General features: G+C 68.1%; 13 protein-coding genes and 1 pseudogene. 5 read left to right on the top strand and 9 right to left on the bottom strand.

Annotation, left to right across the window (positions count from 1 at the left end):
• Positions 1 to 62: 62 nt before the first annotated feature.
• Positions 63 to 2957: a winged helix-turn-helix domain-containing protein gene (locus tag HWX09_RS22160; RefSeq protein ID WP_027786125.1), complete on the bottom strand. Its 2895-nt coding sequence runs from the start codon at positions 2955 to 2957 to the stop codon at positions 63 to 65.
• 395 nt (positions 2958 to 3352) lie between these two features.
• Here HWX09_RS22160 and HWX09_RS22155 point away from each other — a divergent pair, with 395 nt between their 5' ends.
• A complete protein-coding gene (locus tag HWX09_RS22155; RefSeq protein WP_027786126.1) occupies positions 3353 to 4273 on the top strand; it encodes an AraC family transcriptional regulator in 921 nt (306 codons plus the stop codon).
• 27 nt (positions 4274 to 4300) lie between these two features.
• On the opposite strand, the gene HWX09_RS22150 is transcribed toward HWX09_RS22155, so the two are convergent.
• Positions 4301 to 5359: an MBL fold metallo-hydrolase gene (locus HWX09_RS22150; RefSeq protein WP_027786127.1), complete on the bottom strand. Its 1059-nt coding sequence runs from the start codon at positions 5357 to 5359 to the stop codon at positions 4301 to 4303.
• Positions 5360 to 5490: 131 nt separating this feature from the next.
• On the opposite strand from HWX09_RS22150, the pseudogene HWX09_RS33995 reads away from it, so the two are divergent.
• Positions 5491 to 5710, top strand: a pseudogene (locus HWX09_RS33995) (LysR substrate-binding domain-containing protein); the annotation flags it as partial.
• A gap of 21 nt (positions 5711 to 5731) precedes the next feature.
• On the opposite strand, the gene HWX09_RS22140 reads toward HWX09_RS33995, so the two are convergent.
• The 5 genes from HWX09_RS22140 to HWX09_RS22120 all read right to left on the bottom strand — a co-directional run bounded on the left by HWX09_RS22140 (position 5732) and on the right by HWX09_RS22120 (position 11535).
• Positions 5732 to 7195 (bottom strand): alginate export family protein, encoded by a 1464-nt coding sequence (locus HWX09_RS22140; protein ID WP_027786129.1) that lies wholly within the window; start codon positions 7193 to 7195, stop codon positions 5732 to 5734.
• A gap of 14 nt (positions 7196 to 7209) precedes the next feature.
• Complete coding sequence (locus tag HWX09_RS22135) at positions 7210 to 8163, bottom strand: glyoxalase (protein ID WP_027786130.1); 954 nt, start codon at positions 8161 to 8163, stop codon at positions 7210 to 7212.
• 440 nt (positions 8164 to 8603) lie between these two features.
• On the bottom strand, positions 8604 to 10493 hold the full coding sequence (locus HWX09_RS22130; protein WP_027786131.1) for an amidohydrolase: 1890 nt from the start codon (positions 10491 to 10493) through the stop codon (positions 8604 to 8606).
• Between the two features lie 19 nt (positions 10494 to 10512).
• Complete coding sequence (locus tag HWX09_RS22125; RefSeq protein WP_034185508.1) at positions 10513 to 10680, bottom strand: DUF1427 family protein; 168 nt, start codon at positions 10678 to 10680, stop codon at positions 10513 to 10515.
• Between the two features lie 168 nt (positions 10681 to 10848).
• Positions 10849 to 11535: a hydrolase gene (locus HWX09_RS22120; protein ID WP_027786132.1), complete on the bottom strand. Its 687-nt coding sequence runs from the start codon at positions 11533 to 11535 to the stop codon at positions 10849 to 10851.
• Between the two features lie 306 nt (positions 11536 to 11841).
• On the opposite strand from HWX09_RS22120, the gene HWX09_RS22115 reads away from it, so the two are divergent.
• Both HWX09_RS22115 and HWX09_RS22110 read left to right on the top strand, forming a co-directional pair.
• Positions 11842 to 12120 carry a XapX domain-containing protein gene (locus tag HWX09_RS22115; protein WP_027786133.1) on the top strand — a complete coding sequence of 93 codons (279 nt, stop codon included), beginning with the start codon at positions 11842 to 11844 and terminating at the stop codon, positions 12118 to 12120.
• A gap of 152 nt (positions 12121 to 12272) precedes the next feature.
• Complete coding sequence (locus HWX09_RS22110; protein WP_027786134.1) at positions 12273 to 13181, top strand: LysR family transcriptional regulator; 909 nt, start codon at positions 12273 to 12275, stop codon at positions 13179 to 13181.
• Between the two features lie 342 nt (positions 13182 to 13523).
• Here the strand turns inward: HWX09_RS22110 and HWX09_RS22105 are convergent, their stop codons facing one another.
• Both HWX09_RS22105 and HWX09_RS33680 read right to left on the bottom strand, forming a co-directional pair.
• Positions 13524 to 14261 carry a YoaK family protein gene (locus tag HWX09_RS22105; RefSeq protein ID WP_027786135.1) on the bottom strand — a complete coding sequence of 246 codons (738 nt, stop codon included), beginning with the start codon at positions 14259 to 14261 and terminating at the stop codon, positions 13524 to 13526.
• The gene (locus HWX09_RS33680; protein WP_227789567.1) at positions 14243 to 14716 is read right to left on the bottom strand and encodes a DUF1427 family protein; all 474 of its coding nucleotides are present in this window, start codon (positions 14714 to 14716) and stop codon (positions 14243 to 14245) included. The genes HWX09_RS22105 and HWX09_RS33680 overlap by 19 nt, the downstream gene beginning before the upstream one ends.
• Before the next feature lie 95 nt (positions 14717 to 14811).
• Between HWX09_RS33680 and HWX09_RS22095 the strand changes: the two genes are divergently transcribed.
• Positions 14812 to 15687 (top strand): alpha/beta hydrolase, encoded by an 876-nt coding sequence (locus tag HWX09_RS22095; RefSeq protein WP_027786137.1) that lies wholly within the window; start codon positions 14812 to 14814, stop codon positions 15685 to 15687.
• Positions 15688 to 15721 lie beyond the last annotated feature (34 nt).

Genomic DNA, 15721 nt, shown 5'->3' with positions numbered 1-15721 from the left:
GCGCACGTCGAGACGCACGCTTTGATCGCGCGGCCGCGCGGCTGCACCGGAATCGCGCATCGTCATGCGGCCTGCTGCGCCGCGTCGGCGGCATCGCGTCGCGCGCGGGTCAGGCATGGCGCGAGCGGCGCATCCTGACGGACGAAGTTCTGCACGCGCAGCAAGCGACGCACGTCGTGTGCGCGCGAATGCGGATCGAAGTGCCGCGCGACGCCGGCGACCAGCGCCGATGCTTGCCCGGTGTGCCCGCGCTCGATCAGGTGATCGGCGAGATCGAGCGAGCTGCGCAGCGCCCACATCGCGGCGCCCTGCGCGTTCGCGGTCTGGATCGCCATCTGCAGATGACGATGCCCGTCGGCCTCGTACGCCGCGGCGAGATTCGCGCCGACGGTGCGCGCCTGTTCGAGCATCGCGACGCCTCTCACGCGCAGCAGCTCGGGGACGAACAGGTGCTCGCCGTGCGCGCGGCAGCGTGCGAGCGTCGCATCGAGCCGGATGCGCGCTTCATCGGCGCGGCCGGTTCGCACGAGGCCCTCCGCGTACGCGACGGTCAACGGCGCGAGCACGCGCCGGAATCCGCTCGCCTCGACGTGCCGCAGCGCGGGTTCGAGCCGGGCGAGGCCGGCGCCGGGATGGCCGGCCTGGATGTCGAACTGGCCGGTCAGGCATTCCGCGTGACTGCGCCAGATGTCGAAGCCGTGCGCGTCGGCGGTCGCGCGCAGCGTCGCGAGATAGTCTGTCGTGATGTCGTGATCGCCGTAGCGCAGGGCGATCGGCACGGCGGCCGCGCCGAGCACGATGCACAGCGTGAGCGGCGACGGGCCGCGGCGCGCGTGCTCGACCGCTTGCGCGGCGATGCGCATCGCGTGCTCGGGTTCGCCTTGCATCCAGAGCAGACGGATCAGCATCGTGCGCCCCAGCGTCGCCATGTCGACGCCCAGCGCGGGCTGCGCGCACGACGGCTCGCACGCGTCGGCGAGCTCGGCCGTCGCCGCTTCCAGCCGCTCGCGCGCCTGCGCATGCTCGCCGAAGTAATGCAGCGACGTCGCGACCATCGTGTTCGCCAGCAACCGCTGCGAACGGTCGCCGCGCCGCTCCGCCGCCCGCTCGAAACGCGTCGCGTAGCGCAGCGATTCGTGAATGTCCGACAGCGTCAGCATCGTGTTCCACAGCCCCACCAGCGCGCGCGCATCGAACGCATCGTCGCCGATGTGCGTGGCGAGACCGAGCGTGCGGTCCCACATCGCGGCGGCGGCCAGTGCGTCGCCGTCGGTATGCAGCAGCGCCGATGCGCAGGCCGCCCGAAGCCGCATCTCGCGCGCGGCGTCGACCGGGCCCGCGGCGCCCGTGTCAAGTTCGTCGAGTACCTGGCGGGCGCGCGCCGTGCACGCGCGCATCCGCGACGGCTCCAGCAGCGCGCGCGCCAGTCGGTCGGGTTCGGGCACGCCTGCGGCCTCGGCGGCGTCCGCCGGTTCATCCACGGCCGGCGCGTGCGCATCCGCGGCCGGCGCGTCGGCCAGCGCCGCGGGACGCGCCGGCGCTCGCTCGCGCTCGTACTCCGCGTGGCGCGCGACGATGCGCTCGAACTCGCCTTCGTTGTGCAGTTTTTCCAGCGCGTACGCACGCGTCGATTCGGTCAGCCGGTAGCGCGCATACGCGCCATGGAACTCGACCGTCACCAGCGATTTCGCCACCAGCTCGCCGAGCACCGCGATCAAGTCAGCAGCCGATGTACCGGGCTCGGTGGCGACCGCGCGCGCGGCATCGAACGAAAACGGCCCGATGAAGCACCCCATCCGGCGAAACAGGGCGCGCGCGGCCCCATCGAGCAGCACATAGCTCCAGTCGAACGTCGCGCGCAGCGTCTGATGACGCGGCAGTGCCGAGCGCAGCCCGCCGGTCAGCAGGTTCAGCCGGTCGTCGAGGCGCGATGCGACGACCGCGAGCCCGAGCGTCGCCACGCGCGCCGCGGCCAGTTCGATCGCGAGCGGCAGCCCGTCGAGGCGCCGGCAGATGTCGCCGATCAGCCGCACGCCGGTTTCATCGATCGCGCAATCCGGCGCGGCCGCGCGCACGCGTTCCAGGAACAGCTCGACGGCCGAGCAGCGGACGATTTCGTCGAGGGACGCGTTGCCGTCCGGCACCGCGAGCGGGCTCATGCGCAGCACCGCTTCGGCCGAGATGTGCAGCGGCTCGCGGCTCGTCACGAGCACGCGCAGCGAGCCGGCGCTCGACGTCAGCGTTTCGACGAGGCTCGCCACCAGATCGACGATGTGCTCCGCGTTGTCGAGCACGAGCAGGCAACGCGCCGTCGCGAACGCGTCGGCGATGCGGTCGACGGCGGGCACGCCCTGCGTATCGAGGCCGAGCTCGGCGGCGAGTGCGATCAGCATGTCGTCGCGCGTCGACGCGCGCGCCAGCTCCACGAACAGCACGCGCTCGCGCGAGCGGCTGCGCACGCCGTGCGCGACGCGCACCGCAAGGCTCGTCTTGCCGATTCCGCCCGCGCCGACGAGCGTGACGACCGGCGTGCGTTCGAGCATGTCGACGATCTGCGCGAGTTCGGCGTCGCGCCCGACGAGCGGTGCGATCTGCGAGGACACGGGGGCATCGGGCGGTGCGGCGACGGCCGGCGCTTCGGGCGCGGACGCGAGGTCCGGGCCGGACGACGCGTTCGCCACCAGGAGGTAGCCACGGCCGGGCACCGTCTTGATCAGATCGCGGCTCGCGCCGAGCGCCTTGCGCAGCGTCGCCACATGCACCTGAAGCCGGTTTTCCTCGACGATCAGGCCCGGCCAGACCGCGTCCATGATGTCGTCTTTCGACACGACCGAACCGCTGGCGCGGTGCAGGACTTCGAGAATGTCGAGCGCGCGCGCGCCGATGCGCAGCGACGCGCCTTGACGACGAATGTCGCGTTGCTCGAAATCCACCGACAAAGTTCCGATCTGAATCATGGCCGCCTCCGGTCCCTCGAGATGACTGCCGGATGAACGCGGCAGTTCACCCGGCAGGAAGTCCGCGTCCGGCGCACCTTGCACCGGACGGAAAATGTCGAATTCCGGACCGAGTGTAGACGGACGGTCGCCGAAAATCTTGGAGGAAAATGCGCTGTTCGCGCATTCCGGGCGGGCCCGGGCGCACGATCACTTGCGTGTAAAAGTGGGGCGCTATACTCTGCCGGGCCGCTTGCGCAGGCGTTGCGCCGGGACACGCACTCACCGCACGCTCGCATTGAAAGCAAATTGTCAGGATGACGAGCGGACGTTTATGCAAATTCATTTTGAACGTCCGCGTGCGCATCTAAACTGGACTCGTCATTTCAGCTCCGAGTCCCTCGCTGGGGAATTCCATGTCAGACTCCGTCATCGCCGCCGCGGTGGCATCGCCACCGCGGCGGCCGAAAGACACGCTCGGCTGCGTGTCGAGCCTGCTGTCGAAGGATATCGAGACGGCGGCCGGCGGCCTGAGGCTTCACCGCAAATGCATGAGCGAAGCGCACGTCGAACGGATCGAGATGCCCGCGTGCGATCGCGGCTTCCTGGTCGGCGTGTCGCTGGGCGGCGGCCATCGCCGCACGCTCTATGGGCACGCCGGCGCGAGCGAGCGCCGGTTCCAGCATCACTCGATCTACATTCGCGACTTCTCGCGCCCTTTCCACGCGGACCTGTACGGCAACTTCGACTTCGTGCTGGTCGAGCTGCCGCATGCGTATCTCGAACACGTCGGCCCCGAGCACGGCGGCCAGCCGATCAGCGGCCTCACGTGCCGCCCAGACGTACGCGATCCGGTCCTCGGCCATCTCGCGCACGCGGTGGCGGACAGCCTCGACGCACCCGGCCCGCTGAACGCGCTGTTCATCGAACAGGTCGGGCTCGCGATGGGCACGCATCTCGTGCGCCGCTACGGCAACGCGCGTGCGTGCGAACTCGAGCGCAAGGGCGTGCTGTCGCCCGCGAAGGTGGCGCTCGCCCAGGAACTGTTGATGGAAAAGGCGGACCTCGGCGTATCGATCGAGGAAGTGGCGAACGAATGCGACCTGTCGCGCGGTTATTTCATCCGCGCGTTCTCGCGCACCACCGGCCGCACGCCGCACCAGTGGCTGCTCGAACAGCGCGTGATGCGCGCGCGCGAACTGATCGAGACGTCCGATATGACGCTGGCCGACATCGCGGTCGCGTGCGGCTTCGCCGACCAGAGCCATCTGAACCGCGTATTCGTGCGGATCGTCGGCCATCCGCCCGGCGCGTGGCGGCGCGCACGGTCGCGCTGACCGGCGGCCTGGACGCACGCCGGGGCGTCACCGCACCGGCGTCGCGTCATAGTTGACCGGCACCCAGTCGTATTGCGCACCGTCCCGGCGCAGGTGGCCGAGCCCGGGAAACGCGATATGCGCGGCACCGACGAGATAGCGTCGATCGGCGACGCGCTTCAGCGTGTCCCGCCGCGTGCGGCGTGCGGCGCCGGCATCGCTGTCGTACTGGACCGTCGCGTTCACGTCCCGCAACTGGATCGCCGCCACGTGCACGATGTCGCCCCACGCGAGCAGGCCCGCGTGGCCGCTCTCGATCAGATAAGCCGTATGGCCCGGCGTATGGCCGGGCATCGGCACCGCGCGAATGCCGGGCCCCAGCGTCGCTTCGCCGCGAAACGTCTCGAAGCGGCCGGCCTTGACATAAGGCGCGACGGCCGCGGCGGCCGCATCGAAGAACGACGCGAGGAACGCCGGCGCTTTCGCCTTGTTGGCGGGATCGAGCCAATACGCGGCCTCGACCGCGTTCACCCGCACGACGGCATTCGGAAACGTCATCGCGCCGTTCGACGCAATGCCGCCGACATGGTCCTTGTGCAGGTGCGTGAGCAGCACTTCGTCGATCTGTTCGGGTGCATAGCCCGCCGCGCGCAGGTCGTCGAGCAGCTTGCCGCAGCAATCGCCGTACAGCGTGCCGGCGCCCGCATCGACGAGGATCCGCTTCGATCCGGTATCGACCAGGAACGCATTGATCGACCCCTGCACGGGCGGCTCCAGGAATGCGCGGTCGAGGTCGCGCCGGATCTCGGCCTTCGAGATGTCGCGAAACACCGTGTCGACCGGAAACGGATGGGTGCCGTCGGACAGCGCGATCACCGTGAAGTCGCCGATCTTCAGTCGGTAGAAGCCGGGAGGCTGCCGGGCCGCGGCGGGGGCAGGCGCCATGGATTGCGCCGTGGATTGCGCTTCGGGTTGCGCATTGGCGTGGACGTCGGGCTGCACGCCGGCCTGCGCAAACGCCGCAGGCGTCGACAGGCCCACGCACCCGGCCACGATCAGCAAACGGGCCGCATGCGCAACGCACGCGTGCCGGAACAGGGTCTTCATGCGATCTCCGTGACGAAACGTGCGCGCGCCCGGCCATGAACGGAACGACCCGCACGACACGCGATGCCGCGCAGCTTATCGGGCGCCGCGGCGAAAATCCTGAGCGGCGCCTGAATTGTCCTGAAGACACCGAGGCCGCGCTCGACAGTGCCGGCATCGCGCTGCTGCCCGACTGACTGGTCGGTGCGGATCTCGAAGCAGGCCGCCTGCAGCGGCTGTTCGGACAGTACGGCGTGACGCCGGGCTCGGCGCGTGGTGATCACCGCCCTGTACCTGCCGAACCAGCGCGGCTCGAAGCGCGTGACCGCGTTCATCGATTGCGTCGAATCGCTCGCCAGCGCGCAGTGCTGATACGCGCGGCGACGCGACGCGTCACCAGCCGAACTTCGCTTCCATCCCGACATAGTCGGCATTGCGCGCGCCGAGTGCGCGAATCGACGAGCCGAGCTGGAAGTGCACGGCCTCGAGCGCGAGCGCGACGTTCGCGTCGACGAGCCAGTCGACGCGCGCCTGCGCGTACATCCCCGTCCACGCGCCGCCCTTGCCGGCCGTGCCCGGCACCGCCGACATCCCCTGCCCGTAGATCGCGTCGGCAGTCGTCTGCCGCCACTGGAAGCCGACGGCGGTGAGCACCGTGACCGAACTGGCCGGCTTGAAGGTCAGCGAGGGCTTCACATGGATCAGGTTGCTGTATCCGGTATAGCCGGCGAGCGTGAAGTAATAGCCGTTCGGAAACATCGGGTTGAACGTGCCGACGCGCCGGTCGCCCGGATGCGCGTCGCCCGACGCACCGTCGACCTGGATGCCGATGCGCGGCGTGCCGGCCGTCTTCGCGAACGTGTAGCCGCCCAGCGCGCCGAACGCCCACGCGCCGACCGTGTCCTGCCCGACGTGGCCCGTCTGCAGCATCGCCTCGACGTCCCAGTCGAATCCGTCGGTCTTGCCCGCGTAGCGCATGTCGAATACGTCGCGCCGCTCGGTGCCGGATGCATCCGGATAGCGCGCGTTGTCGCGCGTATAGCGCGACCAGTACGCCGACAGATCGCCGGGCCCGGTTCCGGTGCGCTCGACGCGCACGCCGTCGAATCGCAGGTGCCGGTTCGACACGTCGTCGAACATGGCCGCATTGCGATACTGCACCGGGCGCGTCACATAGCCGATCAGCCGCCATTTGCCGATTTCGTAATCGGTCCACAGTCCGTCGTACGCCTGCCGCACGTTCGGGCCGTCGCGCACCGACACGAAACGCTGCAGGTCGAACGCCATCTCCTGCCGGCCGATCCGCGTCTTGAACGTGCCCGGCCCCAGTTGATCGACGTACGCGACGAACGCCTGCTCGAGGTCGAGCTGATCCTTGTCGACCGGGCCGACCGTGTCCTTGCCGAACGGCCGCGCATCGACGAACTGCACGAACGCCTGCAGATGCCCGCGATACCGCAGGTCCGCATGCACGTTCGCGCGCTGGATCACGTAGTTGTCGTCATGCGCGGCGCCCAGGCCGAACAGCGGCGCGTTGTTCAGCTCGAAGCGTTCGCGCAGGTTGGCGCCGAGCGACAGATAGGTCGACGGATCGTCGCCGAGCCTCACGTACTTCAGCGCATCGAACGGCTTGCGCGGCACGCACGGATTCGCGAGCACCGACCAGTCTTCCTGCCAACGGTTGAACAGCACCGTCGGGCGCTTCGCGGTGCACGACGCCGCGGCGGCCGCGGCCGGCGACGCGGCCGCGCCGGCCGCCGCTACATCGGCATCGGCGCCGACGGCCGCCCCCGCGTGCAACGCGGCGCCCCCCGCCAGCACGACGCACGGCAGCGCGCCGCGCCACGATCGCTTCATCGGCCGGCGCACCGTCATTTCGATCGCGCGTGGATTTCGGCGACGTAGCCGCCCGGGAACTGCACGAGCGCCGCGTCACGGCCGTCCGACTTGAACGGCGGCACGAGCACCGTCACGCCGGCCGCTTCGGCCTGCTTCAGCGTCGCGGCGAGATCGGCCACTTCGTAGCCCGTCATTTCGCGCCCGAACGGGTAAGGCAGGTGGCCGTCGGTCGCGAGCACGGTCATCTTGCCGAAGCCCGATTCGATGCGAATGCGGCGATACGTGTCGTTCGGCCGGCCGATCTCGATGCCCGGTGCATGGCGCACGTCGGACACGATCTTGCCGTGCGAGAACGCGGCGAAGTTGTGTGCGAGCTTGCTCGCGCTTTCCGGCGATACGTACACGCGATTCTCCGGCACCGTCTGCAGCGCGTCGTAGTTCGGCGCCTGCGTGTGCCAGTACAGCTGCATGTTCACGCCGCCCGGCCAGCGAACGATCGCGTCGCGCCCGATCGGATCGGGGAACGTCGTCACGACGATGTCCGCGCCATGCGCGCGCGCCGCTTTCACCGCGACGTCCATGTCCGTGACGAGATAGCCGGTGCGTTCCTCACAGAACGGATACGGAATCGGCGTCTTGAAGCCGAACACCGAGATCGTGCCGACCGGCGTGAGCACGAGCTGCGACATCGTCTGGCTCGGCGTCGGCGTGACCTGGAACACGCCCTGCTTCGACTTCTTGCCGCCGAAGGTCGCGACGAAGCTGTCGGTAAACCGGTCGAAGTCTTCCGGCGCCACGCACACGTGAGTCGTGTCGTACTGCGGGCCGACCGCGATCGCGGGGAAGCGCGCCGCGGCGGCCGGCGACGCGACGTCGTCGAGGTGAGTTTCGTCGGCGAGTGCCGGCGCGCCGACCAGCAGCGCGGCGAGCACGGCCGACGACGCGGCGGTCATGCGCAGCATGTTGCGCAGGTTCAGTGAACTCATCGGTTTTCTCCTTGATGGTGACGCGCGCGGCCTCGGGCCGCGCGCGGATTTGGATTCAGCGGGATGCCGGCCGCTCATCCGGGCGGCCCGGACGACAGGCGGGAAACACGAGCACCGCGGCGGCAGCGCGCGCCGCAACCGGACGCGCGCGACTTCCTGGGCGGGCGGGCCGGCCGGAGCAGACTCGTCGTTTCAGCACGGTCGTCGCGACATCACCGAATTGCGGGACCGTGCGAGCGGGGGTCTCGTCTATCGTCGAGCACGGTGACGAGGACGAGCCCACCGATCAATCCCGGAGCTTCGAAAAATGCGTTATGGGCCATGAAGCGCGCAATGTGTGTCATGTTCCAGAACTCGGCGGCCATTTCGGCAGCACCCACGGCCGCGACACCCGCGTGCGGACCCATGCCGCGGAGTCGCAAGTGGTATGCATCGCCCTATCAGATCGCCCAGCAAGAGCACCCGAACGCGCCCCAGAAGCCCTTCGCGTCGGACGTCGGCAACGCGCTCCCCCATGCGCCTGCGTGCGCATGCTGGTGAACGGTGCATTCATTCGCGCAGGCGCACATCGCGGCGGCCGCCGCGCGTTGCAGCGGCGCGCCGTTGCGCTGCGTCGCGCCCCAGCCGCCGTAACCGCCGAACTCGCGCACGGGCGACCAGTCCGGCATCGCCGGCGGGATCGGCGCGTCGTGCGATGCGAATGGCCCCGCGCCCCACACGATCTTCCCGTCGACCACCGTCAGCAACGCGGTCGTGGCGGCGATATCGTCCTCCGCACACGCGAAGAAATCGCGATCCGGGACGACCAAGTCGGCAAGCTGCCCCACCGCGATGCGTCCTTTCTTGCCCTCTTCGTTCGAGAACCACGTCACGTACTCGGTCCACATCCGCAGCGCGGTTTCGCGATCGAGCAGGTTGCGCTGCGGATACATGCGCATGCCGCCGACCGTCTTGCCCGTCACGAGCCATGCGAGCGACACCCACGGGTTGTACGACGCGACGCGCGTCGCGTCGGTGCCGGCCGACACCTTGAGCCCCTTGGCGAGCATCTTCGCGACAGGCGGCGTCGCCTCGGCGGCTTGCGCGCCGTAGCGCTCGACAAAGTATTCGCCCTGGTACGCCATCCGGTGCTGCACCGCGATACCGCCGCCGAGCGCGGCGATTCGATCCATCGATTTCTCGGTGATCGTTTCCGCGTGATCGAAGAACCAGTTCAGCCCTTCAAGCGGGACGTCCGCGTTGACCTTCTCGAACACGTCGAGCGCGCGGCTGATCGTTTCGTCGTAGGTCGCATGCATGCGCCACGGCCAACGGTTTTCCGCGAGCACGCGCACGACGCCTTCGAGATCGTCCTCCATCTGCTCCGGCAGGTCCGGCCGTGCTACGCGAAAGTCTTCGAAATCGGCCGCGGAAAACGCCAGCATCTCGCCGGCGCCGTTATTGCGGAAGTAGTCGGTTCCATCGTGGTACTTGACGCTCTTCGTCCAGTTCACGAAGTCTTCCTTCTCCGCGTTCGGCTTCTGCGTGAACAGGTTGTACGCGATCCGGATCGTCATCTCGCCCGAGTCGTGCAGCTTGCGGATCACTTCGTAATCGTCGGGATAATTCTGTGAACCGCCGCCCGCGTCGATCACGCCCGTCACGCCCAGCCGGTTCAGCTCGCGCATGAAATGGCGCGTCGAGTTGTACTGATACTCGAACGGCAGCTTCGGGCCCTTCGCGAGCGTCGCGTAGAGGATCGTAGCGTTCGGGTTCGCGAGCAGCAGGCCGGTCGGATTGCCGGCGGCATCGCGAAGGATGGTCCCGCCAGGCGGCTCCGGCGTGTCCTTCGTATAGCCGACGACACGCAGCGCCGCCGCGTTCAGCAACGCGCGATCGTACAGGTGCAGGATGAACACGGGCGTATCGGGCGCGACTGCATTGAGTTCGTCGATCGTCGGCAGCCGTTTCTCCACGAACTGATGTTCGGTGAAGCCGCCGACCACGCGCACCCACTGCGGCGCGGGCGTGATCGCGACCTGGCGCTTCAGCATCTCCATCGCGACCGCGAGCGACGGCACGCCGTCCCAGCGCAGTTCCATGTTGTAGTTCAGTCCGCCACGAATCACGTGGCAGTGGTTGTCGATCAGGCCCGGCAGCACGCCGCGGCCGCCGAGATCGACCACCTTCGTCGCGCGGCCCGCGAGCGGCATCACGTCCGCTTCGCTGCCGACGGCGACGAAGCGCCCGGCGGCAATCGCGACCGCCGTCGCGACGGGGTTCGCGCGGTCGAGCGTCGTGAATCGTCCGTTATGCAGGATCAGATCCGGTTGGGTCACGGTTGCGGTCATATGCATCACCTCTTGTCGATCAGAAGCCAAAGAGTTGTTTGACGGTGGGTAAGGCTTGCACGCCGATCAGCATGCCGAGCAACCCGACCAGCGCAATCAGCGGCGGTGCGGGAGAGCGAACCTTGATGGCGCTGTAAATCACACCGATCAGCACGCCCGCACCAAGGGAAACCAGATAAGGTTCCATGCAATAAATCTCCCGGACAATTTCAAATGCAGGCGCAGTGTTCCGACCAGCATGCCGCGGGCGGCATTCGTGTTTCGGTCACGTCCGCCGCCCGCGGCAATGGAGCCAATGCGGCGCGTTCGCATCGAACCCGCCGCACCGGCATCAGCCGTTGCAGGCCGTCCGCGCTTACTTCGCCGGAACGGGCGGAATCGACTCGTGCGGCGTCGCGGTGCGTTGCGGCGCCTTGTGGAGCATCGTGTACGCGTAGTCCACGCCCATCCCGTATGCGCCCGAATGCTCCTTCGCGATCGCCATCACCGCGTCGTACGTCTCGCGGTGCGCCCAGTCGCGCTGCCATTCGAGCAGGACCTGCTGCCACGTGACCGGCACCACGCCGGCCTGCACCATGCGCTGCATCGCGATGTCGTGCGCAGCCAGCGACGTGCCGCCCGATGCGTCGGCGACCATGTAGATCTCGTAGTCGCCTTCCAGCATCGCGCACAGCGCGAACGTCGTATTGCAGACCTCGGTCCACAGGCCCGACACGACCACCTTCTTGCGGCCGTTCGCGGCGAGCGCGTCGCGCACCTTCTGGTCGTCCCACGAGTTCATCGACGTGCGTTCGAGCGTCTTCTGGTTCGGGAACACGTCGAGCAGTTCGGGATAGGTGTGGCCCGAGAAGCTCTCGCTTTCGACCGTCGTGATCGTGGTCGGGATGTTGAAGACCTTCGCGGCCTTCGCGAGCCCGACGACGTTGTTCTTCAGCGTCTGGCGATCGATCGACTGCACGCCGAACGCCATCTGCGGCTGCTGGTCGATGAAGATCAGCTGGCTGTTGTGCGGAGTAAGTACTTCAAGCTTCGGATTGCTCATGGTGATGATGTCCTTTGACGCGGAGAAAATGAGGCTCGCCTGGCCGACGAATCCCCGAAGCATCCAATGCGCGGTGTCGGAAGCGTCGGCAGTCGGCCTGCGTCATTCAATACGTGAATATGCGACCGCGCCAGTTAATTGTTCTGATTCTCGCCACGCTCCAAATTCAGACTGAAAAGATCTGAATTTCGTTGAATGGGCCAACGACGAACGCGCAGACCTGATAGGCTGGCCCAAGACTTTCGGATCGACGCCAGACCGGTATTCATCCATATTTTTTAACGGCCGTCATTCCATTCCGGACCTATGAAACCGTACACTGCTTCACTTTTCGCCGGCATCCTCGCCGGCGTCGTTTACGCGCTGATCGGCGTGCAATCGCCGGCGCCGCCCGCCGTCGCCCTGGTCGGCCTGCTCGGCATTCTGGCCGGCGAACAGATTCTTCCCGTGGTGCGACGGATGATCGACGGAATCCGGCCGGGAACCGCGTGGCGCGACGCAAAGTGCAGCCAGCACATGTTCGGCGCACTGCCCGGCGCACACACCGACGCTTCCGTGAAGCGCCGCGAATCGACACCGACGTGACAGGCAGACGTCGAGCCAACGCGGCGGCGACCCGACCGTTGGCGCACAGGCGTGCGTGTCTCGGCACGTCGGGTAACGAACCGTCGTGAACAGTATTGGATTCAGCGTCGCGCGACGGTCCGACACCGTCCGATGCCCTAGCGGAATTCGCCATGAAGCTGTCTTTCGAAGCACTCGAGGCACTGGACGCGATCGAACGCACCGGTACGTTTGCTGACGCGGCGGAGTTGGTGCACCGCGTGCCGTCTGCACTGACGTACGTCGTACAGAAGCTCGAGAGCGACCTCGACGTCGCGTTGTTCGATCGCAGCGGGCGTCGTGCGAAGCTCACGCGCGCGGGCCGCGTCGTCGTCGAGGAAGGCCGTCGTCTTCTTCATGCTGCCGAACAGCTTGAACGGAAGGCACAACGCGCGCAGCAAGGGTGGGAAACCGAGGTCCGCGTCTGCATCGCCGAGATACTGCCCTTCGACATGATGTGGCCATACGTCCACGCGTTCTACGAGCTTGACATGGACACGCGGCTGCGACTCTCCACCGAAGTGCTCGGCGGCACCTGGGATGCGCTGATTTCGCGGCGGACCGATCTGATCGTCGGCGCGGCGGGCGAGCCGCCCGAACTGCCGGACATCGTGGCGCAGCCAATCGGCACGCTCCGGCACGTGTTCGCGCTCGCCCCTACCCATCCGCTCGCGGCGCTGCCCGAACCGCTGTCGATGGCGTCGATCGTCGAGTATCGCGGCGCGGTGATCTCCGACACGTCCCGCGAACTTCAGCCGCAGTCGGTCGCGATTGACGCTGGCCAACCGTATCTCGCGGTGCCGACGCTCGCGGCGAAACTGGCCGCGCAATGCGAAGGACTCGCGGTGGGTACGCTCCCGGACTGCATCGCGGCGCCCGCGATCGCGCAAGGCAGGCTGGTCGCGCGGGAAGTCACCGGCATGCGCGACACGACCCATTGCTATATCGCGTGGCGCGCCGACGAAGCCGGGCGCGCGCTGCGCTGGTGGGTCGAACAGCTCGGTCATCCGGACCTCGTCGACCGGTTCACCGCGCGCGCGTGACGCGACTCTTTCCGTGACCGCCCGCAGCGTCGATCGAACGGTTCGCAGACAGGTTCCAACGCCTTCCCGGGCTGCTCGATCACGTTGAACGATGCCTGCGTGCTTGGGACGCTCGGTATCGATTTCTTCGAGTCGGTCGCGATGTGCGTGGTGCGTGATTCGTGCATCCGCCACCCCGAGTCCCGGCTTCCACGCGAGCAGCCGCGAACGGTCGAGCCGTCTCCCGCTTGCCGGCCTGGATCAAGCCGTGCTTGAAATCAGCGTTGAAGAAATGAAAAACGCGGGGCGGCTCGCCGCAGCCCCGGTGGCGCAGGCAGCCGATGCCGCGTGCGGAATCGGCGTTCAGCGCGACGCGTACGGCTCGCCGGTCCGGCCGGATCGCCAGGTGAGGAAGCCGAGCGCCGCGAGCGGCAGCGCCAGTGCCCAGAACCCGGCGTACAGGTAGGCGCTCGCGCCGGCGCCCGCGCCGAGCGCGAAACCGGCGACCGGCGGCAGCGTGCGTCGCAGCCGCGCGCGGGCGGTTTCCCGTTCGGCCGGCGCGGCGATCGGCACGAGCCAGTCGAATGCATCGATGACAGCCTGCGTGACGTTGCCGGTCATCACGGTGTTCGCGACGACGGCGCGCGCGGTCAGCCGGCCGTGCGCGTTCTGCACGCCCATTGCCGCCGCACCGAGCAGCCCGCAGACGATCGTCGCGGGCGCATCGGCGCTGCCGATCGGCGACGCCGCGACGCCAGCGAGCATGAATCCGGCCAGCAGGATCGTCTGCAGCGCGTACAGCGAGCGCGCCCGAGGGCCATGCCCGCGCACGCGCATCCGGTGATCGAGCAGGCGGGCGGCCACGATTCCCGCGATGAACGCCGGAAACGCGAGCCATTTGATCGTGAGGCCCTGGCCGACGCCGGCGAGGCCCGAACCGATCAGGATGAAGTTGCCGGTGACGTGCGCGGTAAAGAGCCCGAACAGCGCGACAAAGCCGAGCGTGTCGACATAGCCGGCGATCGATGCGAGGAACACGTCCTCGCCGCGCAGGGGATCGGGGGCCGCCGCGCCCGCTGCCGTTACTTGCGCGGGCTGCATGTCGTCGCCTCCGCGGTTTTGTCGGCGGAGTCCGCATCGCGGACCTGCGCGGCGAGCGGGACCGCCTGCTCGTCAACGACGATGCCGAGCAGGCGCGCTGGCGCGATCAGCGGCGCCGCGGGCGATTGCACGCGCACGCGGTGGTACAGGAAGCCGATTGCGATACCGGCTCCCGGCGAGATCAGATGAGACATGGTCCGTTCCGGTTGCGCCGCGTGCCGGGCCGACAGGATGGCGCCCGGCACGTGCGGCGGTTCGGAAGCAAGACTAGGGAACGCCAGCCTGAATGTCATGGCGGCGAACTGAATTTTTCTGAAAGCGCCGAACCGGCCACGGCTCGGCACGGCGGCCGCCTGCCTGCGTGGCCGGCCGCGCTGAAGCGTGTCGCGTCCGGCGCATCCGCGAAGCGCCCGCGCCGCAGGCGACGCAGCGGCGCCGCGCTCGAGCCGATTCATAACGATTCAGCCGCGACGCGCGTCGCCTGCCCTATGCTCGGACAGCATCGGACGCGTGCCGTATTGCGCACCGTCCGCAGAACCGGGATTCCCACATGACGACCGACACGCTTGCACTCACCCATCACACCGTTACGGCGAACGGCATCCGCCAGCACGTCATCGACGCCGGCGCCGGGCCCGTCGTCGTGCTGCTGCACGGCTTCCCCGAAACCAGCTTCGCGTGGCGCTTCCAGATTCCCGCACTCGCGCGGCACTATCGCGTGATCGCGCCCGACCTGCGCGGCTACGGCGAAACCGACAAGCCCGCGGCTGGCTACGACAAGCGCAACATGGCGCGCGATCTCGCCGCGCTCCTCGACGCGCTCGGCATCGACCGCATCGCGCTCGTCGGGCACGATCGCGGCGCACGCGTCGCGACGCGTTTCGCGAAGGACTTCCCCGAACGCGTCGAGCGGCTCGTCGTGATGGACAACGTGCCGACGCGCATCGTCGCGCAGAACATGACCGCGCAAACGGCGCGCGCATACTGGTTTTTCCTGTTCCATCAGGTGCCCGACCTGCCGGAGGCGCTGATCGCCGGCAAGGAAGCCGAATGGCTCAGCTACTTTTTCGCGGACTGGTGCTACAACCCGCACGCGATCGCGGGCGACGCGTTCGACACCTACGTGCGCGCGTATCGGCGCCCGGGGGCCGTGCGCGGCGCATTGGCCGACTATCGCGCGAACGCGGAAGACGTGCGGCAGGACCTCGTCGATGCCGACGTCAGGATCGCGTGCCCGACCATGGCGATCTGGGGCGAGGATTTCTACGCGGTCGGCAAGATGTTCGACATGAAGGCCGTATGGGAAGGCATGGCGACGAACCTGCGTGCCGAGCCGATCGCGCAGTGCGGGCATCTGCCGCACGAAGAGCAGCCCGAGCGCGTGAACGCGCTGCTGCTCGATTTCCTGCGCGGCTGGGCCGGCTGACGCGACGCCCGCCGCACGCGGCATCACCGGGAGA

It is taken from the genome of Burkholderia sp. BCC1208 (assembly GCF_902833095.1).
GTDB lineage: Bacteria > Pseudomonadota > Gammaproteobacteria > Burkholderiales > Burkholderiaceae > Burkholderia.
This window is presented reverse-complemented; position numbering and strand designations above follow the sequence as displayed.